This window comes from Pseudomonas frederiksbergensis, assembly GCF_003732665.1.
GTDB classification, from domain to species: Bacteria; Pseudomonadota; Gammaproteobacteria; order Pseudomonadales; family Pseudomonadaceae; genus Aquipseudomonas; species Aquipseudomonas frederiksbergensis_G.
Genome location: NZ_MOBP01000023.1, coordinates 330,399 through 355,468, shown reverse-complemented (window position 1 = coordinate 355,468; position 25,070 = coordinate 330,399). Strand labels below are relative to the sequence as shown.

Annotated in this window: 25 protein-coding genes and 1 pseudogene; 17 read left to right on the top strand and 9 right to left on the bottom strand. The window is 58.8% G+C overall.

Going from position 1 to position 25,070, the window contains the following annotated elements; all coding sequences use genetic code 11:
• Positions 1-245 precede the first annotated feature (245 nt).
• From metG to BK665_RS31350, 8 genes and pseudogenes are all read left to right on the top strand, one after another.
• Positions 246-2,297 (top strand): methionine--tRNA ligase, encoded by a 2,052-nt coding sequence (metG, locus tag BK665_RS31385; protein WP_123410347.1) that lies wholly within the window; start codon positions 246-248, stop codon positions 2,295-2,297.
• 212 nt (positions 2,298-2,509) lie between these two features.
• Complete coding sequence (locus BK665_RS31380) at positions 2,510-3,079, top strand: Rnf-Nqr domain containing protein (RefSeq protein ID WP_123410346.1); 570 nt, start codon at positions 2,510-2,512, stop codon at positions 3,077-3,079.
• A gap of 17 nt (positions 3,080-3,096) precedes the next feature.
• A pseudogene (rsxB, locus tag BK665_RS35485) lies at positions 3,097-3,471 on the top strand (electron transport complex subunit RsxB); the annotation flags it as partial.
• A gap of 613 nt (positions 3,472-4,084) precedes the next feature.
• Positions 4,085-5,077, top strand: coding sequence for an RnfABCDGE type electron transport complex subunit D (locus BK665_RS31370; protein WP_123410344.1), 993 nt, complete (start codon positions 4,085-4,087; stop codon positions 5,075-5,077).
• The gene (locus tag BK665_RS31365) at positions 5,074-5,685 is read left to right on the top strand and encodes an RnfABCDGE type electron transport complex subunit G (RefSeq protein WP_123410343.1); all 612 of its coding nucleotides are present in this window, start codon (positions 5,074-5,076) and stop codon (positions 5,683-5,685) included. Before BK665_RS31370 ends, BK665_RS31365 begins: the two co-directional genes overlap by 4 nt.
• Positions 5,678-6,256 (top strand): Rnf-Nqr domain containing protein, encoded by a 579-nt coding sequence (locus BK665_RS31360; RefSeq protein WP_123410342.1) that lies wholly within the window; start codon positions 5,678-5,680, stop codon positions 6,254-6,256. Before BK665_RS31365 ends, BK665_RS31360 begins: the two co-directional genes overlap by 8 nt.
• A gap of 25 nt (positions 6,257-6,281) precedes the next feature.
• Positions 6,282-6,920 (top strand): endonuclease III, encoded by a 639-nt coding sequence (gene nth / locus BK665_RS31355; RefSeq protein WP_123410341.1) that lies wholly within the window; start codon positions 6,282-6,284, stop codon positions 6,918-6,920.
• Between the two features lie 106 nt (positions 6,921-7,026).
• Entirely contained in the window at positions 7,027-7,206 is a 180-nt protein-coding gene (locus tag BK665_RS31350; RefSeq protein ID WP_123410340.1) for a PA3496 family putative envelope integrity protein, read from the top strand.
• A 43-nt stretch (positions 7,207-7,249) separates the two neighbouring features.
• On the opposite strand, the gene BK665_RS31345 is transcribed toward BK665_RS31350, so the two are convergent.
• The gene (locus BK665_RS31345) at positions 7,250-7,876 is read right to left on the bottom strand and encodes a response regulator transcription factor (RefSeq protein WP_123410339.1); all 627 of its coding nucleotides are present in this window, start codon (positions 7,874-7,876) and stop codon (positions 7,250-7,252) included.
• Between the two features lie 559 nt (positions 7,877-8,435).
• On the opposite strand from BK665_RS31345, the gene BK665_RS31340 reads away from it, so the two are divergent.
• On the top strand, positions 8,436-9,083 hold the full coding sequence (locus tag BK665_RS31340) for a hypothetical protein (RefSeq protein ID WP_123410338.1): 648 nt from the start codon (positions 8,436-8,438) through the stop codon (positions 9,081-9,083).
• A 100-nt stretch (positions 9,084-9,183) separates the two neighbouring features.
• On the opposite strand, the gene BK665_RS31335 is transcribed toward BK665_RS31340, so the two are convergent.
• Entirely contained in the window at positions 9,184-10,401 is a 1,218-nt protein-coding gene (locus BK665_RS31335; protein WP_008155574.1) for an argininosuccinate synthase, read from the bottom strand.
• A gap of 128 nt (positions 10,402-10,529) precedes the next feature.
• Positions 10,530-11,438 carry a flagellar protein MotY gene (locus tag BK665_RS31330; protein ID WP_123410337.1) on the bottom strand — a complete coding sequence of 303 codons (909 nt, stop codon included), beginning with the start codon at positions 11,436-11,438 and terminating at the stop codon, positions 10,530-10,532.
• Between the two features lie 157 nt (positions 11,439-11,595).
• On the opposite strand from BK665_RS31330, the gene pyrC reads away from it, so the two are divergent.
• Complete coding sequence (pyrC, locus tag BK665_RS31325; RefSeq protein ID WP_123410336.1) at positions 11,596-12,642, top strand: dihydroorotase; 1,047 nt, start codon at positions 11,596-11,598, stop codon at positions 12,640-12,642.
• Positions 12,639-13,316, top strand: coding sequence for a ribonuclease T (gene rnt / locus BK665_RS31320; protein WP_054045196.1), 678 nt, complete (start codon positions 12,639-12,641; stop codon positions 13,314-13,316). Before pyrC ends, rnt begins: the two co-directional genes overlap by 4 nt.
• A gap of 76 nt (positions 13,317-13,392) precedes the next feature.
• Here rnt and BK665_RS31315 read toward each other — a convergent pair whose 3' ends face one another.
• Positions 13,393-13,995: a peroxiredoxin gene (locus BK665_RS31315; RefSeq protein ID WP_054045198.1), complete on the bottom strand. Its 603-nt coding sequence runs from the start codon at positions 13,993-13,995 to the stop codon at positions 13,393-13,395.
• Between the two features lie 313 nt (positions 13,996-14,308).
• On the opposite strand from BK665_RS31315, the gene BK665_RS31310 reads away from it, so the two are divergent.
• Positions 14,309-14,527: a bacterioferritin-associated ferredoxin gene (locus BK665_RS31310; protein WP_008057530.1), complete on the top strand. Its 219-nt coding sequence runs from the start codon at positions 14,309-14,311 to the stop codon at positions 14,525-14,527.
• A 198-nt stretch (positions 14,528-14,725) separates the two neighbouring features.
• Positions 14,726-15,199, top strand: a complete 474-nt coding sequence (gene bfr / locus BK665_RS31305) for a bacterioferritin (protein WP_017340571.1) — start codon at positions 14,726-14,728, stop codon at positions 15,197-15,199.
• Positions 15,200-15,391: 192 nt separating this feature from the next.
• Here bfr and grxD read toward each other — a convergent pair whose 3' ends face one another.
• The 3 genes from grxD to plzR all read right to left on the bottom strand — a co-directional run bounded on the left by grxD (position 15,392) and on the right by plzR (position 18,361).
• Positions 15,392-15,733: a Grx4 family monothiol glutaredoxin gene (gene grxD / locus BK665_RS31300; RefSeq protein WP_033057469.1), complete on the bottom strand. Its 342-nt coding sequence runs from the start codon at positions 15,731-15,733 to the stop codon at positions 15,392-15,394.
• A 97-nt stretch (positions 15,734-15,830) separates the two neighbouring features.
• On the bottom strand, positions 15,831-17,936 hold the full coding sequence (locus BK665_RS31295; protein ID WP_123410335.1) for a molybdopterin oxidoreductase family protein: 2,106 nt from the start codon (positions 17,934-17,936) through the stop codon (positions 15,831-15,833).
• A 134-nt stretch (positions 17,937-18,070) separates the two neighbouring features.
• A complete protein-coding gene (plzR, locus tag BK665_RS31290; RefSeq protein WP_123410334.1) occupies positions 18,071-18,361 on the bottom strand; it encodes a PlzR type 4 pili assembly inhibitor in 291 nt (96 codons plus the stop codon).
• 407 nt (positions 18,362-18,768) lie between these two features.
• On the opposite strand from plzR, the gene argF reads away from it, so the two are divergent.
• Both argF and BK665_RS31280 read left to right on the top strand, forming a co-directional pair.
• On the top strand, positions 18,769-19,689 hold the full coding sequence (argF, locus tag BK665_RS31285) for an ornithine carbamoyltransferase (RefSeq protein ID WP_123410333.1): 921 nt from the start codon (positions 18,769-18,771) through the stop codon (positions 19,687-19,689).
• Positions 19,686-20,795: an ABC transporter ATP-binding protein gene (locus tag BK665_RS31280; protein ID WP_123410332.1), complete on the top strand. Its 1,110-nt coding sequence runs from the start codon at positions 19,686-19,688 to the stop codon at positions 20,793-20,795. Before argF ends, BK665_RS31280 begins: the two co-directional genes overlap by 4 nt.
• A gap of 119 nt (positions 20,796-20,914) precedes the next feature.
• Here the strand turns inward: BK665_RS31280 and BK665_RS31275 are convergent, their stop codons facing one another.
• Both BK665_RS31275 and ybaK read right to left on the bottom strand, forming a co-directional pair.
• Entirely contained in the window at positions 20,915-21,697 is a 783-nt protein-coding gene (locus BK665_RS31275; RefSeq protein ID WP_123410331.1) for a PhzF family protein, read from the bottom strand.
• 20 nt (positions 21,698-21,717) lie between these two features.
• Positions 21,718-22,188: a Cys-tRNA(Pro) deacylase gene (gene ybaK, locus BK665_RS31270; protein ID WP_123410330.1), complete on the bottom strand. Its 471-nt coding sequence runs from the start codon at positions 22,186-22,188 to the stop codon at positions 21,718-21,720.
• A 370-nt stretch (positions 22,189-22,558) separates the two neighbouring features.
• On the opposite strand from ybaK, the gene BK665_RS31265 reads away from it, so the two are divergent.
• Together BK665_RS31265 and glpK are read left to right on the top strand one after the other, a co-directional pair.
• Positions 22,559-23,410, top strand: a complete 852-nt coding sequence (locus BK665_RS31265; protein ID WP_123410329.1) for an MIP/aquaporin family protein — start codon at positions 22,559-22,561, stop codon at positions 23,408-23,410.
• 74 nt (positions 23,411-23,484) lie between these two features.
• Positions 23,485-24,990 (top strand): glycerol kinase GlpK, encoded by a 1,506-nt coding sequence (gene glpK / locus BK665_RS31260; RefSeq protein ID WP_123410328.1) that lies wholly within the window; start codon positions 23,485-23,487, stop codon positions 24,988-24,990.
• The last annotated feature ends 80 nt before the right edge of the window (positions 24,991-25,070 follow it).

Sequence of the window (25,070 nt, the reverse complement as noted above, 5' to 3'; positions counted from 1 at the left end):
TGGAATGCTTCCTGTGGCGAGGGGGCTTGCCCCCGTTGGGCTGCGAAGCGGCCCCGAACCAGCGCACGCACGCTGACAGACACACCGCATTCGCTGTTTTTACAACTGCTTCGCAGTCGAACGGGGGCAAGCCCCCTCGCCACAAAAGCTCATTTGTAACAGTAAGCCCTCATGCCACAGGGGTGAAAAATATGCGCCAGCGCTTTATAGTGGCCGACCTCCGTTTCATCAAGTAGCCGAGCCCCATGTCCGAGCCACGCAAGATCCTCGTCACCAGCGCCCTGCCCTATGCCAATGGTTCGATCCACCTTGGCCACATGCTGGAATACATCCAGACCGACATGTGGGTGCGCTTCCAGAAGCACCGCGGCAATCAATGCATCTATGTCTGCGCCGACGACGCCCACGGTTCGGCGATCATGCTGCGCGCGGAAAAGGAAGGCATCACCCCGGAACAACTGATCGCCAACGTCCAGGCTGAACACAGCGCCGACTTTGCCGAGTTCCTGGTGGACTTCGACAATTTCCACTCCACTCACGCCGAAGAAAACCGTGAGCTGTCGAGCCAGATCTACTTGAAGCTGCGCGACGCCGGGCACATCGCCCAGCGCTCGATCACGCAGTACTTCGACCCAGAAAAGAAAATGTTCCTGGCCGACCGCTTCATCAAGGGCACCTGCCCGAAATGCGGCACTGAAGATCAGTACGGCGACAACTGCGAAAAATGTGGTGCGACCTACGCCCCTACCGACCTGAAAGATCCGAAGTCGGCTATCTCTGGCGCCACCCCGGTGCTCAAGGATTCCCAGCACTTCTTCTTCAAGCTGCCGGACTTCCAGGAAATGCTGCAAGCCTGGACCCGCAGCGGCACCCTGCAAGATGCAGTCGCCAACAAAATCGCCGAATGGCTGGACGCCGGCCTGCAACAGTGGGACATCTCCCGCGATGCGCCGTACTTCGGTTTCGAGATTCCGGGCGAGCCAGGCAAGTACTTCTACGTGTGGCTGGACGCGCCGATCGGCTACATGGCCAGCTTCAAGAACCTCTGCGCCCGTCGTCCGGACCTGGACTTCGACGCGTTCTGGGCCAAGGATTCCACCGCCGAGCTGTACCACTTCATCGGCAAGGACATCGTCAATTTCCACGCGCTGTTCTGGCCGGCGATGCTCGAAGGCGCGGGTTTCCGTAAACCGACCGGCATCAACGTGCACGGCTACCTGACCGTCAACGGTCAGAAAATGTCCAAGTCCCGGGGCACCTTCGTCAAGGCCCGGACCTACCTGGATCACCTGTCGCCGGAATACCTGCGCTACTACTACGCGGCCAAGCTGGGCCGTGGCGTCGACGACCTGGACCTGAACCTCGAAGACTTCGTGCAGAAGGTCAACTCCGACCTGGTGGGCAAAGTCGTCAACATCGCCAGCCGTTGCGCCGGTTTCATCCAGAAAGGCAACGCCGGTGTGCTGGTGGCGGGTAACGCCGCGCCGGAACTGACCGACGCCTTCCTGGCCGCCGCGCCAAGCATCGCCGAAGCCTACGAGGCCCGCGACTTTGCCCGTGCGATGCGCGAAATCATGGGCCTGGCCGACCGTGCCAACGCCTGGATCGCCGACAAGGCACCGTGGTCGCTGAACAAACAGGAAGGCAAGCACGACGAAGTCCAGGCCATCTGCGCCCTGGGCATCAACCTGTTCCGCCAACTGGTGATCTTCCTCAAACCGGTGCTGCCGCTGCTGGCTGCCGACGCCGAGGCGTTCCTCAACGTTGCGCCGCTGACCTGGAACGACCACGCCACGCTGCTGAGCAATCATCAGTTGAACGAGTTCAAACCGTTGATGACCCGCATCGACCCGGTAAAAGTGCAAGCCATGACCGACGCCTCGAAAGAAGACCTGACCGCCAGCGCCACCGATACCGGCGAAGCTGCACCGGCCGGCAATGGTGAATTAGCCAAGGATCCGCTGTCGCCGGAAATCGAGTTCGACGCGTTCGCCGCGGTGGACCTGCGCGTAGCGCTGATCGTCAAGGCTGAGCACGTGGAAGGTGCCGACAAATTGCTGCGCCTGACCCTGGACATCGGTGACGAGCAACGCAACGTGTTCTCCGGGATCAAGAGTGCTTACCCGGATCCGTCCAAGCTCAATGGTCGCCTGACCATGATGATCGCCAACCTCAAGCCACGGAAAATGAAGTTCGGCATCTCCGAAGGCATGGTGATGGCGGCCGGTCCTGGCGGTGAAGAAATCTACCTGCTGAGCCCTGACAGCGGCGCCAAGCCGGGTCAGCGCATCAAGTAAGGTATGACCTGCTGAACCGATCCCACAGTCGTGCCTGGCATGACTGTGGGATTTTCATGTCTGGCCCATACTGTCTCTCATGGCCCAACCCTGTAGGAGCTGCCGAAGGCTGCGATCTTTTGACTTTGTTTTTAAGATCAAAAGATCGCAGCCTTCGGCAGCTCCTACGGAGTTAATCAGCAGCCTGCAAATTCGTGTGAATACGGACGATCATGACCGACCTGCTTCTTACCCTTATCAGCGCCGCCCTGATCAACAACCTCGTGTTGCAGTGGCCGCTGGGCGTCGATCCGGTTCTGGCCAGCGAACGCCAACAGGTGCACGCATTGGGCATGGCCACGGCGAGTCTGCTGCTGGTCGTCGGCCTGCTCGGTTACGCGCTCTACCACTGGCTGTTGGTGCCGCTGGACCTGACAGCCCTGCGCCTGTTCGTGTTCCTGCCGCTAAGCGTGTTGCTGATCGCCCCGCTGCTGGCCGGACTGTCACGAGCATTGCCCACGCTTTCGTTCGACGGCCTCTGGCCTTTGCTGCTGGGCAATGCCGGTGTACTTGGCCTGACCTTGCTCAACGCCCAGGACGACAAGGGATTTTTCCACGCGACAGCCCTGAGCCTCGGTGCCGGGCTGGGCTTCTGGCTGGTGCTGGTCCTGTTCTGCGACTTGCAGCAGCGCACACGTGACAACGATGTTCCCCTGCCCTTTCGTGGCTTGCCGATCCAGTTGATCGGCGCCGGACTGATCGCAGTGGCCTTTCTCGGATTCAGTGGACTGATCAAAACATGAGTCTGATTCAACGCATCGACGCCCTCTTGCCCCAGACCCAGTGCGGCAAGTGTGGCCACCCCGGATGCAAGCCCTACGCCGAAGGCATTGCCGCTGGCGAGCCCATCAACAAATGCCCGCCGGGCGGCACTGAAACCATCGATGCCCTCGCCGAGCTGCTGAAAGTGCCGGTGTTGGAACTGGACCTCAGCCGCGGTTCGGCTCCGGCGCAGATTGCTTACATCCGTGAGGCCGAATGCATCGGCTGCACCAAGTGCATCCAGGCCTGCCCGGTGGACGCGATCGTCGGTGCGGCAAAGTTGATGCACACCGTGATCGTCGACGAATGCACCGGTTGCGACTTGTGCGTGGCGCCGTGCCCGGTGGACTGCATCGAAATGCGCCCATTGCCGCTGGCCACGGTGCTGCCGATTGTCGGCGGCCTGGCGTTCAGCCTCGAAGAACAGCGGGCCCGGGCCACCAAACGCAATCGTGCACGGCGGCGCTTCGAACAGCGCAACGCCCGCCTGCAACGGGAAGAACAACAGAAAATCGCCGAGCGTCAGGCCCGAGCCCAACGTGCCGCGCAACCCAGCGAAGTGGCGGCCAATCCGGTGCAGGCCGCCCTAGAGCGCGTCCGCGCGCAGAAAGCGGCGACGGCCGATGCGGCGTTGAAAAAAGCCAAGATCGATCTGGCCATGAGTCGGGCGCAACTGAACAAATCCCTCAAGGCTTTCGGCCATCCGCCGACCTTCGAACAGCAATCGCAACTGATCGTGCTGCAACAACAGTTCGAAGCCGCCGAGCAAGCCTTGCACGAGGCCGAAGCCGCCAGCGATAAGCCTGCGCCTGACCTGGTGCGGGTCGAAAAACGCCCGGTCGACAGCCAGCTTCGACAGCTCAAAACCGAATTGGCCTACGCCCGCGCCGACGTCAGCAAACTGGAGCGAAGGGCCGATACACCGATGGAGTTGATGGACAAGGCCCGCGCCCGACTGCTGGAAGCCGAACGCTCGGTGGACGCTTATGTCGCCCCTTGAATCGGTGGACGAACGCCTGCAGCAAGCCATGAAACGGGTGTTGCTGGCCACATTGCCGGGGCTGCTGGCGATGTTTTGGCTGTACGGCTGGGGCGTGTTGATCAACCTGATTCTGACGGCACTGACGGCGCTGGCCGTGGAGGCCGGTGTACTGAAACTGCGCCAGCACGCGATCAAGCCGACTTTGAGCGATGGCAGTGCCCTGGTCACGGCGACCTTGCTGGCGCTGGCCTTGCCGCCTTATTGCCCATGGTGGCTGACGGTCAGTGCGGCCGCGGCTGCGTTGCTGTTCGGCAAGCATCTGTATGGCGGCGTCGGCAAAAACCCGTTCAACCCGGCCATGCTCGGTTTCGCCCTGGTGCTGGTGACCTTTCCTCAGCCGATGACCCACTGGCCGTCGTTCCACGGCATGGACCTGCTCGGCGGCCTTCAGCAGATCTTCGGTTTCAGTTTCAGCCAGACGCCGGATGCCTGGGTCCAGGCCACGGCGCTGGACAGTCTGCGGATTAATAAAAGCCTGACCATGGATGAGCTGTTCGCCGGCAACCCGGCGTTCGGCCATTTCGGCGGTCGCGGCGTGGAATGGGTGAATCTGGCGTTTCTGGCCGGTGGCGCGTTTCTGCTCCAGCAACGGGTGTTCAGTTGGCATGCGCCGGTGGGCATGCTCGCCAGCCTGTTCGTGATCAGCCTGCTGTGTTGGAACGGCTCGGGCTCCGACTCCCACGGTTCGCCGTTGTTTCATCTGCTCACCGGCGCGAGCATGTTGGGTGCGTTCTTCATCGTCACGGAGCCGGTGTCCGGCGCCAAAAGCCCCGGTGCCCGATTGTTGTTTGGTGTGGGGGTGGGGCTGCTGACTTATCTGATTCGAACCTGGGGCGGCTACCCGGATGGCGTGGCCTTCGCCGTGTTGCTGATGAACCTGTGCGTGCCGGCGCTGGATCGCTTGATCGTTGCGCGACAGGAGCAAACCGCACCATGAACCGAACGATCAGCGTTGTGATCCTGGTGTTACTGGCCGGCCTGGGAATCGGCGCGACCTGCCTCGTGCAACACACCAGCGCCGGGCGCATCGCCGCGCAACAACGTTTGATCGACAGTCGCACGCTGCTGGATATGCTGGCGCCCGACAGCTACGACAACCAACCGCTGGAACAGCCATTGCCCCTGGAAAATGTCCCGCTGACCAGCAGCACACTGCTGGGGGGCTACCTGGCGACCCGGGCCGGTCAACCCAGCGCCGTGTTGCTGCGCAGCCAGACCCTGGGTTACACCGGCGCCATCGAGTTGCTGATCGCCATCGACGCCAACGGCAAACTGCTCGGGGTCAAAACCCTGAAACAAGCCGAAACGCCGGGGCTGGGAGGTCGACTCGCCGAGTGGCCGAACACCTGGCTGAATAGTTTTACCGGCAAGTCGAGCACGGATCCCGCAGACAATGGTTGGGCGCTGAAAAAGGATCAGGGTCAATTCGATCAGATCGCCGGGGCGACCACGACCTCAAGGGCGGTGATCAACACCATCCATGATGCGTTGCGCTACTTTGATGAACATCGGCAACAGTGGGTGGGGAGCAGTGCCCATGAATAAGGTGACGCTGCAGAATTCACTGATGCTGACACCATTGATCGGCGCCACCGGCTCGCTGATGAGCGCTTTGGGCCTGTTCCTGATGTTTGCGCTGGTGATCGCGATCCATGACGCTGTCATGAGCCCCTTGCGCACCCGACTTGCCCCGTGGGCACGCCTGCCTGCCAGCGTGCTGCTGGCGGCCACGCTGACCAGTTGCGCTGAACTCGCCGGGCAATCCTGGTCGCTGCAATGGCAACAGCACTTGGGGCTGTACGCCGGGTTGATTGCCTTGCAATGCGTCGTGCTGGATAGCAATGGCTTTTACCACAGCCCATGGCGCGATCGCTTGCGCCTGTGTGGTCTGTTCGGCGTGCTAATGGTGAGCCTCGGTCTGTTGCGCGAGCTCATTGGCAACGGCACCCTTGGCGCCCATCTGTCCTGGCTGATCGGTGGCGTGGATTGGCCAGGCCTGATACTGACCGCCGACGGTGGCTTGCGCCTGGCCACCCTTGCCCCTGGCGGTTTCATTCTGCTGGGGCTGTTGATCGCCGCCAAACAAGCCTGGTCTCGCCCGACGCCCACAAACTGATCGCTTTCGAGGAAACGCATCACCCATGAATGCCGCAAAACGTTACGAAATCTTCCGCAGGCTGCACGAAGACAACCCGGAACCGAAAACCGAACTGGCCTACTCCTCAGCGTTTGAGCTGTTGATCGCGGTGATTCTGTCGGCACAGTCCACCGATGTCGGCGTCAACAAAGCCACGGCAAAGCTCTATCCGGTGGCCAATACCCCGGCGGCGATTTATGCCTTGGGGGTCGAAGGGCTGACGGAGTACATCAAGACCATCGGCCTGTTCAACAGCAAGGCCAAGAACGTAATCGAGACCTGTCGCCTGCTGGTTGAACGACACGGCGGCGAAGTGCCCCAGACCCGTGAAGAGCTGGAGGCCTTGCCCGGCGTTGGCCGCAAGACCGCCAACGTGGTGCTCAATACGGCTTTCCGGCAACTGACCATGGCGGTGGACACCCATATTTTCCGGGTCAGCAACCGCACCGGCATTGCGCCTGGCAAAAACGTGGTCGAGGTGGAGCACAAACTGATGAAATTCGTGCCCAAGGAGTTTCTGCTCGATTCCCACCACTGGCTGATCCTCCACGGGCGCTACATTTGCCTGGCCCGCAAGCCGCGCTGCGGTAGTTGCCGTATCGAGGATCTGTGCGAATACAAGCAAAAGACCTCGGACGATTGAGGCGCTATTACATTTATTGATTTATCGATTGAAAAAATCTTTTTTACCCGCCGGGAGAATGTCGATATAAGGGGCGCCAAAGGCCGTCTTAGCCTGGAGTAACAAAATGAGCACTGGCAAAGAGCAATTGGATGTAGAAGACGACTTCACCCCCGTTGAGGCCGATGACGCTGAACCGGTGGCTGAGGTAGCAAAAACCAACCTGAGCAAGCGCCGCACCATCGACAATCTGCTGGAGGAGCGCCGACTGCAAAAGCAATTGGCCGATTACGATTTTGATCTATGACACCTGAAAGCCTCCCGAAACGGAGGCTTTCTACTGTCTGCCTTCATACCAGCCCATTGCGCTGGGCCAGTTCGATCAAATCCACCAGTGAGCGTGCATTGAGCTTCAATAACAACCGGGTCTTGTAAGTACTGACCGTCTTGTTACTGAGGAACATTCCATCGGCAATCTCCTTGTTAGTCTTCCCCCGGGCCAATTGTTGCAACACCATCATTTCCCGCCCTGACAAACGATCCACCATATCGGATTCACTGGCATTGCCCAGACTGGCACGAACCGTGTGCAAGGCCTGATTGGGAAAGTAGCTGTAGCCCGACAATACAGCCTTGATTGCACTGAGTAATTCAGTGAGGTCCTGTTGCTTGCATACATAACCGGCAGCTCCCGATTGCATGCAGCGCATTGAAAAATGTCCTGGCGCCTGGGAAGTCAGCACTAACACTTTCAAAGGCAACGCTACCGATGTCAGGCGCGCGATGACTTCCAGTCCATCGAGTTTCGGTATTCCAATATCCAGAATGACAATATCCGGCAGCAATTCACGGGCAAGTTGTAATGCATCCACGCCATTGTCTGTTTCTGCGATGACTTCGTAGCCATGACGTTCCATTAGCAAACGCACCGCAAGACGAATGACGGGGTGATCATCCACGATCAGCACTTTATTCATGGGCAAGTCCAATTTCGCTGTTCGAATTTTTAGAGCCCGCACAATAGCCTAGTCGTTTCACCCGTGGCATGCCGTACCCCCCGGGCACTCGCAGCGAGAGACATTCCCTACAAGCAACACGGATGAATCCTACAAAAAAACTTGAACGTGAGGCGCGGAAAAACGTGAATTGATCAGAGCGTTCGGATTTCCGATAACTTATTTGTATCGGCTTACAACCGATATCGCGCCTGACCTTCAGCCTTTCAACTCATCCAGCACCAATAGACCACGGGCTCGGGAGGTGAAGAGTTACCGGGATTTTCAATATCAAAATCCATACCAAGATACACCCACTAAATATCCGCTAACACCTAAATAAACAAAACCCCAATTCAATTAAACTTTTGAAACAAGAACATCCAACATACAAACATTCTGAGCACTACAGTTACCTTGTTTAAAATAATCCACTCGACAAAAATAGATCAAAACAAAAAAGCAGAAAAAAACTTAGCAAAGCCACTCTAAAAACCTTCTATCAACATGAGAAAAACACATTAGCTTATGAGCAAACAGCATGAAGAAAATCAAAAAGAACATCTCCAACCCGATGACCATCGTGGCTATATTTGCGGCCGTTTCTGAAACCTCTGCCGCCGTCTCCCTGCCTTTTCTGGATAACGACGAGCGGGAAATCTATGTCTGGTTTTTAATCAGCTTTCCGTTTTACCTGCTCTTTCTTTTTTTTGTCACGCTTAACTTCAATTACCGATCGCTTTACGCCCCCTCTGACTTCGACAGCGACAAATACTTCGTCAAAGTCATTGAGCATGCCAAAGACCACCCCCGTGCAGACTTTTCCGCTCGCGTGCGCAGGTTTCGTCGCTGGCCCTGGAGTGCGCAGGCGCCACCGGCTCAAATCGATCTACAGACAGGCATACGGGCGCAACACAGCATCTATCTGCCGGGTTCATTGAATGGGTTGAGCATTATCGATACACGCGGAATGAATACACAGGCCGAATTCGACATGCTGATGGAAAAGCTCCGCAAACCAGGCAAGGTGGTCGTATTTCTGGCGTGCAACGAATCGGTGAAGTTACTGAAGGACAGCGTATTGAGGTCTTCAAGACACAAAAAGAAAGACGCTTGCGACGTTTTCTGGATTGTCTTCAACTTGGATTCACAGGACGTGACGGTGCTGGATCAGACGCTGGAGGACTGATCAGGAAGGTAATCGGTTTGAAGAGATACGAGATCAAAGCGTTTAAAGATGTGGCCCTGTCAACGACAGGGCCACGTCCTCAATCACGACTGCACAGGTCTCAGAACAGCTTGCGACCTTTGTTGGCAGCAATGCGCATGCGCAAGGCATTGAGCTTGATGAAGCCCGCCGCATCAGCCTGGTTGTAGGCGCCGCCATCTTCTTCGAAGGTCGCGATGTTGGCGTCGAACAACGATTCATCGGACTTGCGACCGGTAACAATCACGTTGCCTTTGTACAGCTTCAGGCGCACAACGCCGTTCACGTGTGCCTGGGACGCATCGATCATCTGTTGCAGCATCAGACGCTCAGGGCTCCACCAGTAACCGGTGTAGATCAGGCTGGCGTATTTCGGCATCAGCTCGTCTTTGAGGTGAGCCACTTCGCGGTCCAGAGTGATCGATTCGATCGCACGGTGAGCGCGCAGCATGATGGTGCCGCCAGGGGTTTCGTAGCAGCCACGGGACTTCATGCCCACGTAACGGTTCTCGACGATATCGAGACGGCCGATGCCGTGTTCGCCACCGATTTTGTTCAGCGTCGCCAGCACGGTGGCCGGGGTCATTTCGACGCCGTCCAGTGCCACGATGTCGCCGTTGCGGTAGGTCAGTTCCAGGTACTGCGCCTTGTCTGGAGCCTTCTCCGGGGAGACGGTCCATTTCCACATGTCTTCTTCGTGCTCAGTCCAGGTGTCTTCCAACACGCCGCCTTCATAGGAGATGTGCAGCAAGTTGGCATCCATCGAGTACGGGGATTTTTTCTTGCCGTGGCGCTCGATCGGGATGTTGTGCTTTTCAGCATAATCCATCAGCTTTTCACGGGAGAGCAGGTCCCACTCGCGCCAAGGGGCGATCACTTTCACGCCTGGCTTGAGTGCGTAGGCGCCCAGTTCGAAACGCACCTGGTCGTTGCCCTTGCCGGTGGCGCCGTGGGAAATGGCGTCAGCGCCGGTTTCGTTGGCGATTTCGATCAGGCGCTTGGCGATCAACGGACGAGCGATGGAAGTGCCCAGCAGGTACTCGCCTTCGTAAACGGTGTTGGCGCGGAACATCGGGAACACGAAATCTCGCACGAATTCTTCGCGCAGATCGTCGATGTAGATTTCTTTGACGCCCATGGCCTGAGCCTTGGCGCGGGCCGGTTCGACCTCTTCGCCCTGCCCCAGGTCAGCGGTGAAGGTCACCACTTCACAGTTATAAGTATCCTGCAGCCACTTGAGGATCACCGAAGTGTCCAGGCCGCCGGAATACGCCAGAACAACCTTGTTTACGTCCGCCATGCCATCACTCCACGGGGTTTACGGAAAGCCGGGAAGTCTACCGCTCATAGGAAATTATTTACAGTACCGCGACAGCTTATGACGACGAAGCGACAGATTCTTACGATGGCGCGACGATGACCACAGAGTCAGGATGTGGTCGCCGCACTGGCGGCAGAGGCGGATTGCGGGGCCGGTTTGTCGGTCGGCGCCACGCGTTCCAGGCGTACCGCGACCCGGCGATTCTTCGCCCGGTTGGCGGCATTGGTGTTCGGCGCCAGCGGGTAGCGTTCGCCGTGGAAACGCATGGTGATCTGCGATTCCTGGATGCCATTGGCCTTGAAGAAATCCATCACCGCCAGTGCCCGGCGGCGTGACAGCTCGCGGTTGGTCAGGCGATTGCCGCTGTTGTCGGAGTGACCGTCAAGTTCGATGTGATTGACCGTCGGGTCCGCTTTGATGAACTCCAGCATGACCTGCAACTTGGCCTTGGCTTGCGGATCCAGATCGACCCCTTCGCCGGGGAAACCGATTTCCGATTGCTTCACCTGTTCGAAATTCTGCGGCAACAGCTTGGCCACGCACCCCTGATAGTCATTGAACGCCTTGTTGAACTTGACCGGCAGCAGCCGCACTTCCGACACCCGACCGTCGCCCGAAGCACGCCGGATGACCGGGCTACGGCCGTCCATCAAGCCATTGATCAAACGCCCGGCCTGCACTTGCGAACTGTTGAACAGCACGTTGCCGCTGCCGATGTTCACCGAGCCCAGGTTGATGTCGCCACGCCCTGGCTGCCATGGCGCCGCGGCCGCGAGCAAGGTCGCTGAACCGCCGCCGATCACCGAGTTGTAGGCCTTGAGACGAAAAATCGCCTGCTCGCCGGCACGCCGCACGAACTCACCGGAACCGAAATCGGTGATCGGCTGGGCCAGGCGGCATTCGAACTTGTCACCTTCGACCGTCCACTCAATGCTCTCCAGACGGGTCTGGAAAGTGAGCGCCATCGCGGGAAGGCTGGCAAACACACTGAGCAAGGCTAAATAACGCTGGCGCACGGGAGGCTCCACTGGCTTCTACAACAAAAAGACCGACACATACGTTTACGGCATACCTAATGGATATCGGAAGCTTGCTGCAAAACTTGATAGCGAGTGCCTGAGAGAGTCTTTTCCGGTAGCATTCCCCTCAGTTTGACCCGCCTGGAATCCCCTCATGTCCGACCGCCTGACCCTGCTGCGTCCCGACGACTGGCATATTCATCTTCGCGATGGTGCTGTTTTGTCCAATACCGTTGCGGATGTCGCGCGCACCTTTGGTCGCGCCATCATCATGCCCAACCTCGTACCTCCGGTGCGCAACGCCGCTGAAGCCGACGGCTATCGCCAGCGGATTCTCGCTGCTCGCCCGGCCGGCAGTCGTTTCGAACCGCTGATGGTGCTGTACCTGACCGACCGCACCCAGCCCGAAGAAATTCGTGAAGCCAAGGCCAGCGGTTTCGTGCACGCCGCCAAGCTGTACCCGGCCGGCGCCACCACCAACTCGGATTCTGGCGTCACCAGCATCGACAAGATTTTCCCGGCGATCGAGGCCATGGCCGAAGTCGGGATGCCGTTGTTGATCCACGGCGAAGTCACCCGTGGCGATGTCGACGTGTTCGACCGCGAAAAAATCTTCATCGATGAGCACATGCGTCGTGTGGTCGAGCGTTTCCCGACGCTCAAAGTGGTGTTCGAACACATCACCACCTCCGACGCCGTGCAGTTCGTCAACGCGGCCCCGGCCAACGTTGGCGCGACCATCACCGCGCACCATCTTCTGTACAACCGCAACCACATGCTGGTGGGCGGAATTCGGCCGCACTTCTACTGCCTGCCGATTCTCAAGCGCAACACCCACCAGGAAGCCCTGCTCGACGCCGCCACCAGCGGCAGCGCGAAGTTCTTCCTCGGCACCGACTCAGCGCCCCATGCCCAGCACGCCAAGGAAGCCACTTGCGGCTGTGCCGGTTGCTACACCGCTTTTGCGGCGATCGAGATGTACGCTGAAGCCTTCGAACAGCGCAATGCGCTGGACAAGCTCGAAGCGTTCGCCAGCCTCAACGGCCCGCGCTTCTATGGCCTGCCGGTGAACACCGATCGCATTACCCTGGTCCGCGAAGAGTGGACCGCCCCAACCAGCCTGCCATTTGGCGAGCTGACCGTAATCCCGCTGCGCGCCGGTGAAAAACTGCGCTGGCGCCTGCTGGAGGAACACGCGTGAGTGAAGACCATTTCGACGATGAACAGGACGGTCAAGGCGGTGGAGGCGGTCCTCGTCATCCAATGGCAGCCCGATTCCGTGGTTACCTGCCGGTTGTCGTCGACGTAGAAACCGGTGGCTTCAACTCGGCCACCGACGCCCTGCTGGAGATCGCGGCGACCACCATCGCCATGGACGAAAAAGGCTTCGTGTATCCCGATCACACTTACTTCTTCCGCGTCGAACCGTTTGAAGGCGCGAACATCGAAGCAGCGGCCCTGGAATTCACCGGGATCAAGCTCGATCACCCGTTGCGCATGGCCGTGAGTGAAGAGACTGCCCTGACCGATATTTTCCGCGGCATCCGCAAGGCCCTGAAAGCCAACGGTTGCAAACGGGCGATCCTGGTCGGGCACAACAGCAGCTTCGACCTGGGCTTCCTCAACGCGGCTGTCGCGCGCCTGGACATGAAACGCAACCCGTTTCATCCATTCTCCAGTTTCGACACTGCAACCCTCGCTGGTCTGGCTTACGGTCAGACCGTGCTGGCCAAGGCGTGTCAGGCAGCCGACATCGACTTCGACGGTCGCGAGGCCCACTCGGCTCGCTACGACACCGAGAAGACGGCTGAGCTGTTCTGCGGCATCGTCAATCGCTGGAAACAAATGGGCGGCTGGGAAGACTTCAACGACTGATCCGGTCGAAGGGTTTTATCCCGCCCACAAAAAAACCGGCCTCATCGGCCGGTTTTTTTATGCCTGACGCTTGGGCTTACAGGGCCGCAGCGTGCTCGGTCAGGTAAGCCGCAACACCTTCGGTGGAAGCGGTCATGCCTTTGTCGCCTTTTTTCCAGTTGGCAGGGCAAACTTCGCCGTGCTCTTCGTGGAATTGCAGCGCGTCAACCAGACGGATCAGCTCTTCCATGTTACGGCCCAGTGGCAGGTCGTTGATGATCTGCGAGCGGACAACGCCTTTATCGTCGATCAGGAACGCGCCACGGAAAGCAACGCCGTCAGCGGACTGGACGTCGTAGGCCTTCATGATTTCCTGCTTGATGTCAGCAGCCATGGTGTAGCGAACCTGGCCGATACCGCCATTGTTCACTGGGGTGTTGCGCCATGCGTTGTGGGTGAAATGCGAGTCGATCGACACGGCAACCACTTCAACGTTGCGAGCCTTGAAGTCAGCCATGCGGTTGTCCAGAGCGATCAGCTCGGACGGGCAAACGAAGGTGAAGTCCAGTGGGTAGAAGAACACCAGGCCGTATTTGCCTTTGATGGCCGACGACAGAGTGAAGCTGTCTACGATCTCGCCGTTGCCGAGTACGGCCGGTACGGTGAAGTCTGGGGCTTGCTTGCCTACGAGTACGCTCATTGAATATCTCCTGGTCTATTAACGTGAAGAACTGGATTCGCATCAGCCTGCCACCCTCAGGCGACAGCCCTGTGACACGATCCCCTTCGCAAGGACCGACCATCATACACGGCGTTTTTAAGCTGTCCTTAACGGATTTTCGGCGGCGCGTTAAATTCGGACTGTTACGGTTAATGTCGCAATGCCATGCCGGAAACCGTTCGTCAGCCACCGGTGCTCATAACGCAAAGCTTTCAGAAACCACTTTGACAATCATTCTCGTTAACATTAAGATCCATCGCAATTGAGTCACAACCAGCGACGGTTCTCACTTATGTATGTCTGCCTCTGCACTGGCGTTACCGACGGTCAAATCCGCGATGCAATCTATGAAGGTTGCTGCAGTTATAAAGAAGTCCGTCAGGCCACCGGCGTAGCGAGTCAATGCGGTAAATGTGCCTGCCTTGCCAAGGAAGTGGTACGCGAAACCCTGACCAAGCTGCAAACCGCCCAAGCCGCGATTCCATTTCCTGTTGAATTTACTGCCGCATAATTCCCGTATTTCAAAGAACCGGACCGATGTCCGGTTTTTTTATGCCTGCAAATCAATCGCTTAGGGCCAAGACGCGGAACACAAACATTCTTATTCCGATTAATTTTCATATAACTTTCAATAACTTAGGTTTGACACTCTTAATTACGCGGCTCAAACTCTGCCTTATAGTCAGTTAATAAAGGGCAGGACCCCATCATGAAAGGCGACATTACAGTCATCCAGCATCTCAACAAGATCCTTGCCAATGAGCTGGTCGCGATCAATCAATACTTCCTGCATGCACGCATGTATGAAGATTGGGGCCTGAACAAGCTCGGCAAGCACGAATACCACGAATCCATCGATGAGATGAAACACGCGGACAAGCTGATCAAGCGCATCCTGTTCCTTGAAGGCCTGCCGAACGTCCAGGATCTGGGCAAGCTGCAGATCGGCGAACACACCCAGGAAATGCTCGAGTGCGACCTGCGTATCGAACGCACCGGTCACGCGGACCTCAAGGTCGCGATCGCCCACTGCGAAACCGTCGGCGACTTCGGCAGCCGTGAACTGCTTGAAGACATTCTGGAATCCGAAGAAGAACATATCGACTGGCTGGAAACCCAATTGGGCCTGATCGATAAAGTCGGTCTTGAGAATTATCTGCAATCGCAGATGGGTGAAGAATAACAACGCTGCAGTAGCTGTGTAGGAGCTGTCGAGTGCAACGAGGCTGCGATCTTGACGATGGCAGCGGCGACATCTCAATAACTTACCAGCCGCAATAAAAAGCCCCGCCTTCTTTCGAGAGGCGGGGCTTTTTTACATCTTGAAGATCAAAAGATCGCAGCCTTCGGCAGCTCCTACAGAGCCGCCGGCATCTTAGGCTTCGGTCTTGTTAGCAGCAGCCGCTTCGACAGCGGCTTTGATCGTGGCCTGCAACGAACCGTCAGCAGCCATTTCAGTCATGATGTCGCTACCGCCGACCAGCTCACCGCCCACCCACAGTTGCGGGAAGGTTGGCCAGTTGGCGTACTTTGGCAGGTTGGCGCGGATTTCCGGGTTCTGCAGGATGTCCACGTAAGCAAACTTCTCACCACACGCCATCACGGCCTGCGCAGCCTTCGCGGAGAAGCCACACTGCGGGGCATTCGGCGAGCCTTTCATGTAAAGCAGAATGGTGTTGTTAGCAATCTGCTCTTTAATCGTTTCGATGATATCCATGGAGCACCTCGGCTGAACTTTCCGACTCAAGGGTCGGCACGGTGGCGCATTGTAACGGAAACCCGAGCGCCATGCTCGGTCTCCCCGACAGACATGCTCAAGCCGCGGCCACGGTCACCGGCACGCCGTTCAACGCCGCATTCCCCGACAACTCATCAAGCTGACACTCATCCGTCAGGTCATTAGCGCTGGACCCTGGCTGGCTGCTGGCGATCGTCATCTGCACACCCGGCCGCGCATGGCCCCAACCGTGCGGAAGGCTGACCACGCCTTTCATCATATCCAGGCTGCCGACGACTTCAACTTCGATCATCCCGACCCGGGAACTGACCCGCACCCGCTGCCCGTCGCTGAGACCGCGGCTGGCCAGGTCGTCCGGGTGCATCAGCAGTTGATGGCGCGGCTTGCCTTTCACCAGACGGTGATAGTTGTGCATCCACGAGTTGTTGCTGCGCACATGCCGACGACCAATCATCAACAGTTCATCGGCGGCCGGGGCCTGCAAGGCGGCGAAGCGCGCCAGGTCGGCAAGGATCGCGGGCGGCGCAGCCTGGATATGCTGGTTCTCTGTCTTGAGCCGTGACGCCAGGTTCGGTTTGAGCGCGCCCAAATCCACGCCGTGGGGATGATCGAACAAGGTCGCCAAGGACAACTTGTGTTCAGAAGCATCGCCATACAGGCCCATTCGCAGGCCACGGTCGATCATCTGCGCCGGGGCAATGGTCGGCTTGAGCTCCTTGCCGGTCTTGGCCGCAAACGCCTTGGCCAGCCCCACGAAAATCTCCCAGTCATGCAGCGCGCCTTCAGGCTTGGCCAGGATCGCCCGGTTGAAGCGCGTGACGTTGCGCACGGCAAACATGTTGAACGTGGTGTCGTAGTGATCGTTTTCCAGGGCCGAGGTGGACGGCAGGATCAGGTCGGCGTAGCGCGTGGTTTCATTGATGTAGAGGTCGATGCTGACCATGAACTCCAGCCCGTCCAGCGCCTGCTCCAGTTGCCGGCCGTTGGGCGTGGACAACACCGGGTTGCCCGCCACGGTGATCAGCGCCCGAACCTGCCCTTCCCCGCCGGTGAGCATTTCTTCAGCCAGGGCTGACACCGGTAATTCACCGCCGTACTCCGGACGTCCGGAGACCCGGCTCTGCCACAAGTTGAAATGCCCGCCCGAGGTAGACGCCACCAGGTCCACCGCCGGCTCGGTGCACAACGCACCGCCCACCCGGTCGAGGTTGCCGGTGACCAGGTTGATCAACTGCACCACCCAATGGCACAACGTGCCAAACGCCTGGGTCGAGACGCCCATGCGGCCATAGCACACCGCTGACGGCGCTGCGGCAAAGTCCCGGGCCAGTTGGCGAATCTGCTCGGCCGGCACGGCGCACAGCGGACTCATGACCTCGGCAGTGAAACCGGCGACCGCCGTGCGCACTTCATCCAGACCGTGCACCGGCAGGTGAGAGTCGCGGGTCAGGCCTTCGGCGAACAAGGTATTGAGCAGCCCGAACAACAACGCCGCATCACCACCGGGGCGCACAAACAGATGCTGATCGGCAATCGCCGCCGTTTCGCTGCGACGCGGATCGACCACCACGACTTTGCCGCCCCGGGCCTGAATCGCCTTCAGGCGCTTCTCGACATCGGGCACGGTCATGATGCTGCCGTTGGACGCCAGGGGATTGCCGCCCAGGATCAGCATGAAATCGGTGTGATCAATGTCCGGGATCGGCAACAGCAAACCGTGGCCATACATCAAATGGCTGGTCAGGTGATGGGGCAACTGATCGACCGAGGTCGCGGAAAACCGGTTACGGGTTTTCAGCAGGCCGAGAAAGTAATTGCTATGGGTCATCAGCCCATAGTTGTGCACGCTGGGGTTGCCTTGATAAACCGCCACCGAATTCTGCCCGTGACGCTCCTGGATCGCTGCCAGGCGTTCGGCTACGAGGTTGAAGGCGTCTTCCCACGCAATCGGCTGCCATTCGCTGCCCACGCGCTGCATCGGTTGATGCAGGCGATCCGGATCGTTCTGGATGTCTTGCAGAGCCACAGCCTTGGGGCAGATGTGGCCGCGACTGAACGTATCCTGGGGATCACCCTTGATCGAGGTGATCTGCACCTGGCCTTCGGCCTCGGTGGTTTCGATGGTCAAGCCGCAAATGGCTTCGCACAGGTGGCAGGCACGGTGATGGAGAGTCTTGGTCATGGCCAGTCTCTGTCTTGTTCTGGGCGGGCGTTATCAGCCACGGGAACAAAACTATGGCGGGCGAACCGTCGCTGCGCCAGCGACGTTCGTCTTGTGAATCGGTGGCCATCAGGCAGGCCGATGGCTATCGAGTCTCAGTTGGGCGGCAACCGGGGCGGCGCCTGCATTTGGATTTCCTGGATGGTTTCGATCTGCTCGTGGGCAACATGCACGCCCGTAAGCTCGCCGATCAGCCGCCAATGCTCATCGAGCCCGGCACTGATGGTGGCCATTCGGTCGATCATGCGTCGACCGGCGGCCTTGGTCACTTCGTCTTCACTGCGCATCAACTCAAAGGACATCGAGGTCATGGAGGCGGTGAGATGGGTCAAGGAGCGGGCGGTGAGGCCAAGTAATTCCATTAATTGCTGTTCTTTCGATTCCATTCCGGAGGCTTCCTGCGTCGCTCGAGACTTAGTTATAACCCAGCACTTTGCTTTAGCAAATGTTTCAGACGAGACACATTGCCACTACACGGCAAGAATCACAGGTCAGAAACCGACTACCTCGATGCCGTCCCCGCCCCGTTTGATTGCAATGCCAGATGGGCCCAGTGTACAAATGACGGGCTGCTATCCGGAAACAGGCTTCAAAAGCGCTACTGCGGTCGTCCCGTAGCCCCTCTGAATTTCCCTAAAAACCGTAGCCCTATTGGTAAGACGCGACATTTAATTATAAGATCGCGCCTTCCCCTATTTCGTCGCCCCGTGCGGCTTACGCCGCAGGTCTCGCCCGTTTTTCAGTTAAACAAGGCTTTGAGTATCTGCGGTCTGTTGCAAAAAGGTAGTCAATGATGAGCGCAAGGCACTTTCTCTCCCTGATGGATTGCACGCCCGAAGAGCTGGTCAGCGTGATCCGTCGAGGCGTTGAGCTCAAGGACCTGCGTAACCGCGGCGTACTGTACGAGCCTCTGAAAAACCGCGTCCTGGGGATGATTTTCGAGAAGTCCTCGACCCGCACGCGAATCTCGTTCGAAGCCGGCATGATCCAGCTCGGCGGCCAGGCGATCTTCCTCTCGCCTCGCGATACCCAGTTGGGCCGTGGCGAACCAATCGGCGACGCCGCCATTGTCATGTCGAGCATGCTCGATGCGGTGATGATCCGTACGTTTTCCCACAGCACCCTGACCGAATTCGCCGCCAATTCCCGCGTCCCGCTGATCAACGGCCTGTCCGATGACCTGCACCCGTGCCAGTTGCTGGCCGACATGCAAACCTTCCTGGAGCATCGCGGCTCGATCCAGGGCAAGACCGTGGCCTGGATCGGCGACGGCAACAACATGTGCAACAGCTATATAGAAGCGGCGATCCAGTTCGACTTCCAGTTGCGCATTGCCTGCCCTGAAGGTTACGAACCCAACCCTGAATTCATGGCCAAGGCCGGCGATCGTGTAACCATCGTCCGCGATCCTCGGGATGCCGTGCGTGGCGCGCACCTGGTCAGCACGGACGTCTGGACCTCCATGGGCCAGGAAGAAGAAACCGCCAAGCGCCTGAAGCTGTTCGCACCCTTCCAGGTTAATCGCGCCCTGCTCGACCAGGCCGCGCCGGATGTATTGTTCATGCACTGCCTGCCGGCTCACCGTGGCGAAGAAATCAGCGTCGACCTGCTGGACGACCCGCGCTCCGTGGCGTGGGACCAGGCGGAAAACCGTCTGCACGCGCAGAAAGCCCTGCTGGAGTTTCTGGTCACCCCGGCGTACCACCACGCATGAGCCAGCCTTTACTCCTCAACCTGCGCAACCTCGCCTGCGGTTATCAGGATCAACGGGTGGTGCAGAACCTCAACCTGCATCTGAACGCCGGCGACATCGGTTGCCTGCTCGGCTCCTCGGGCTGCGGCAAGACCACCACCCTGCGGGCCATCGCCGGTTTCGAACCGGTGCACGAAGGTGAAATCCAGCTCGGTGGCGAGACCATTTCCAGCGCCGGTTTTACCCTGGCTCCGGAGAAACGCCGGATCGGCATGGTGTTTCAGGATTACGCCCTGTTTCCCCATTTGAGCGTGGCCGAGAACATCGCCTTCGGCATCCGCAAGCATCCGCAAAAGGAACGGGTTACCGAAGAATTGCTGGAACTGGTCAACCTGAAAAGCCTCGGCAAGCGCTTTCCCCATGAGTTGTCCGGCGGCCAGCAGCAACGCGTCGCCCTGGCCCGTGCCCTGGCGCCGGAACCGCAACTGCTGTTGCTCGACGAACCCTTTTCCAACCTCGATGGCGAACTGCGGCGCAAGCTCAGTCATGAAGTGCGCGACATTCTCAAGGCCCGTGGCACCAGCGCGATTCTGGTGACCCACGATCAGGAAGAAGCCTTCGCCGTCAGCGATCATGTCGGGGTGTTCAAGGAAGGTCGGCTGGAGCAGTGGGATACGCCCTACAACCTGTATCACGAACCGCTGACACCCTTCGTGGCCAGTTTCATCGGCCAGGGCTACTTCATTCGCGGCCAGTTGAGCAGCCCGGAGTCGGTGCAGACCGAGTTGGGGGAGTTGCGCGGCAATCGTGCCTACACCTGGCCGATTGGCGGCGCGGTGGATGTGTTGCTGCGCCCGGACGATATCGTTTATGCGCCGGACAGCACGTTGAAAGCGCGGATCACTGGCAAGACGTTCCTGGGGGCGTCGACGCTCTATCGACTGCAATTGCCGACCGGCGCGCAACTTGAGTCAATTTTCCCGAGCCACGCTGACCATCCGGTCGGTGCACAAGTGGGGATTCGAGTGGCGGCTGAACATCTGGTGTTGTTCCAGGCATCCGGGAGCACGGCGGCACAGATTCCGGCGGTTGAATCCGGCGTCCGCCGTTACAGCACCGCCAGCTGAAAAACCCGGATCGCTAATGTGGGAGCGGGCTTGCTCGCGAAAGCGGTGTGTCAGTCCATGATTATTTCGACTGACACTCCGCTTTCGCGAGCAAGCCCGCTCCCACATTTAGATCCTGGTCAACCGAGCAACAATTTGCCACTCGCCACCAGCGTCGCCGTCCCGCCAATCTTCACCCGTTCCCCTTCCAACCGGCAGAACAACTCCCCGCCCCGGGCCGAGCACTGGTATGCCGTCAAACTCGACTTGCCCAAGCGCTTCGACCAGTACGGAATCAAACTGCAATGGGTCGAGCCGGTCACGGGGTCTTCATTGATGCCAATCGCCGGTGCGAAGTAGCGCGAGACAAAATCATGCTTGCCGCCCTTGGCAGTAACGATTGCCCCGGGCCACGGCAGTTTCGCCAACGCCGCCATGTCGGGCTTGCAATCAAGCACTGCCTGCTCGGACTCGAGCACCACCAACAGTTCGTTAGAACCCAGCACATCGACTGCCTCGACGCCCAGGGCACGCTCCACATCCAGGGTCACGCCGACTTCCGACGGCACGATCGCCGGGAAATCCAGCCACAACTGCTGGCCTTCGCGGCTGACGCTCAACGGGCCGGATTTGCAGATGAAATCCAGGCGCTCGGCCGGCTCCTTATAAACCTCAAACAACACGAATGCGCTGGCCAGGGTCGCGTGCCCGCACAACGGCACTTCGGTGGTCGGGGTAAACCAGCGGATATGCCAGGCCTGACCTTCACGCACCACGAACGCGGTTTCGGCGAGGTTGTGCTCGGCGGCGATCTTCTGCATCAACTCATCGGCGAGCCAGGCATCGAGCCGATACACCATCGCCGGGTTGCCACTGAACGGCCGATCACTGAACGCATCGACCTGATGAAACTCGAGCTGCATAGCCTTCTCCCTAAGTCAGGTCAGACGCGACCGATATCCGCAAACGTGGCCTGAGTATGTTCGGCCAACACCGCAGGCGCCAACTCCACTTCCAGACCACGACGCCCGGCACTGACAAAAATGCTGGCGAAGGGCTGCGCCGAACTATCGATAAAGGTACGCAGCCGCTTCTTCTGCCCCAGCGGACTGATGCCGCCGAGCAAGTAACCCGTCGCCCGCTGTGCCGCCGCCGGATCGGCCATCTCGACTTTTTTCACTCCCGCCGCGTGGGCCAGGTGCTTTAAATCCAGACTTCCGACGACCGGCACCACCGCCACCAGCAATTCGCCTTTCTCGCTGGCAGCCAGCAAGGTCTTGAACACCTGCGCCGGATCCAATCCCAGTTTTTCCGCGGCCTCCAGACCATAGGACGCCGACTTCGGATCATGTTCGTAACTGTGCACGCGATGTTCGGCACGAACTTTTTTCAACAAATCCAATGCAGGGGTCATGGCAGCTCCAGGCTCGGCGGCAGACAAAAAATACTGCGCTGGATTCTAGGACATTGATCGGCAAAAGGCTCTATTGCGGCGCTATTTCAAAGGCTTGGCGCGGCCCGGCCTGACAGGTTTCGGACCGCGCCGAAGAGCCATCAACACGATCATTCACCAGACGAATAGTTTAATTGTGACTGATGGTTCACTTTCGACCTTTGACAGCAGCGTTTCTTGTCTATATTTTTTCGAATGCGAATACTGTAGGAATGACCACCGAAGAAGTACTCGGCAGTAAACCAAATCAGGATGGGGATCCTGACGCGGTGAAAATCGCGCTTTGTCCATGATGACCAGGCGCCAGACAACAACAAAAAAGAGGTTTTCGATGACAACTGCTTTGAAACAACCGTCGCTCTCGAGCCAATGCATGGCCGAATTCCTGGGCACTGCCCTGTTGATCTTTTTCGGGACCGGTTGCGTTGCCGCGCTCAAGGTGGCGGGTGCCAGCTTTGGCTTGTGGGAAATCAGCATCATCTGGGGCGTTGGCGTCAGCATGGCGATCTACCTGACCGCCGGGGTTTCCGGGGCTCACCTCAATCCTGCCGTCAGCATCGCGCTGAGCATTTTCGCCGACTTCGAAAAACGCAAACTGCCCTTCTACATCCTCGCCCAAGTGGCCGGTGCGTTCTGCGGAGCGTTGTTGGTTTACACGCTCTACAGCAATCTGTTCTTCGATTACGAACAAACTCACCATATGGTCCGTGGCACCCAGGCCAGCCTTGAACTGGCGTCGGTGTTCTCCACCTTCCCGCACCCGGCCCTGTCCACGGCCCAGGCATTCCTGGTCGAAGTGATCATCACCGCGATCCTGATGGGCGTGATCATGTCCCTGACCGACGACAACAATGGCCTGCCGAAAGGCCCGTTGGCACCGCTGCTGATCGGCTTGCTGATTGCGGTGATTGGCAGCTCCATGGGTCCGCTGACCGGTTTCGCGATGAACCCTGCGCGAGATTTCGGACCCAAGCTGATGACTTTCTTCGCCGGCTGGGGTGAAATTTCCTTCACCGGCGGGCGCGATATCCCGTACTTCCTGATTCCGATTTTTGCACCGATTGTCGGTGCCTGCCTCGGCGCAGCGGCTTATCGCGGGTTGATTGCCCGTCATCTGCCGAGTGCCGAACCTGCTACAAAGGACGCAACACCGGCCATTGACGGCAAACCAAGAACTTCTTGATACCGTTGGCGCGTGATCCTGCCCATTGATCCCGCGCCTGACCTCACTCCCTTTTTTCGTCCAAGGCAATCGACATGACCGACATTCAGAATAAGAACTACATCATTGCCCTTGATCAGGGTACGACCAGCTCCCGGGCGATCATTTTCGATCGTGATGCGAACGTGGTCTGCACTGCCCAACGTGAATTCGTCCAGCATTACCCGCAAGCCGGTTGGGTCGAGCATGACCCGATGGAAATCTTCGCGACCCAAAGCGCCGTGATGGTCGAGGCCCTGGCTCAAGCCGGCCTGCACCACGACCAGGTCGCCGCCATCGGCATCACCAACCAGCGCGAAACCACCGTGGTCTGGGACAAGACCACCGGCCGCCCGATCTACAACGCGATCGTCTGGCAGTGCCGGCGCAGCACCGAGATCTGCCAGCAGCTCAAGCGTGACGGCCACGAGCAATACATCAGCGACACCACTGGCCTTGTGACTGACCCGTACTTCTCCGGCACCAAGCTCAAGTGGATTCTCGACAACGTTGAAGGCAGCCGTGAACGTGCGCGCAACGGCGAACTGCTGTTCGGCACCGTCGATAGCTGGCTGATCTGGAAATTTACCGGCGGCAAAGTCCACGTCACCGACTACACCAACGCCTCACGCACCATGCTCTTCAACATCCACTCGCTGGAGTGGGACGCGAAGATGCTGGAGATCCTCGACATCCCTCGCGAGATGTTGCCGGAAGTTAAGTCGTCGTCGGAAATCTACGGCCACACCAAAAGCGGCATCGCCATCGGCGGTATCGCCGGCGACCAACAGGCCGCCCTGTTCGGCCAGATGTGCGTCGAGCCCGGCCAGGCGAAAAACACCTACGGCACGGGCTGCTTCCTGCTGATGAACACCGGCGACAAAGCCGTGAAGTCCAAGCACGGCATGTTGACCACCATCGCTTGCGGTCCAAAAGGCGAAGTGGCCTACGCCCTGGAAGGCGCGGTGTTCAACGGCGGTTCCACCGTGCAGTGGCTGCGTGACGAACTGAAAATCATCGCCGATGCCACCGACACCGAATACTTCGCCAGCAAGGTCAAGGACAGCAACGGCGTGTACCTGGTGCCGGCGTTCACTGGCCTGGGCGCTCCGTACTGGGACCCGTATGCCCGTGGCGCGCTGTTCGGCCTGACTCGCGGCGTGCGCGTGGATCACATCATCCGCGCAGCGTTGGAATCGATTGCCTACCAGACCCGCGACGTACTCGACGCCATGCAGCAGGACTCCGGCGAACGCCTCAAGTCCCTGCGTGTGGACGGCGGTGCAGTGGCGAACAACTTCCTGATGCAATTCCAGGCCGACATCCTCGGCACCCAGGTCGAGCGTCCGCAAATGCGCGAAACCACGGCACTGGGCGCCGCTTACCTGGCTGGCCTGGCGTGCGGTTTCTGGGGCAGCCTGGACGAATTGCGCGGCAAGGCAGTGATCGAGCGCGAGTTCGAACCGTCCCTGGAAGAATCGGCGAAGGAAAAACTCTACGCTGGCTGGCTCAAAGCAGTCAGCCGCACCCGCGATTGGGAACCGCATGAAGGCGCTGAATAAGCCAAGCGCGGGACTCTTGTAGGGTTGTAACTGGTAGGGAGCAGATTCCTGCGGCATCATGGGCAAATTTTGCACGGCAG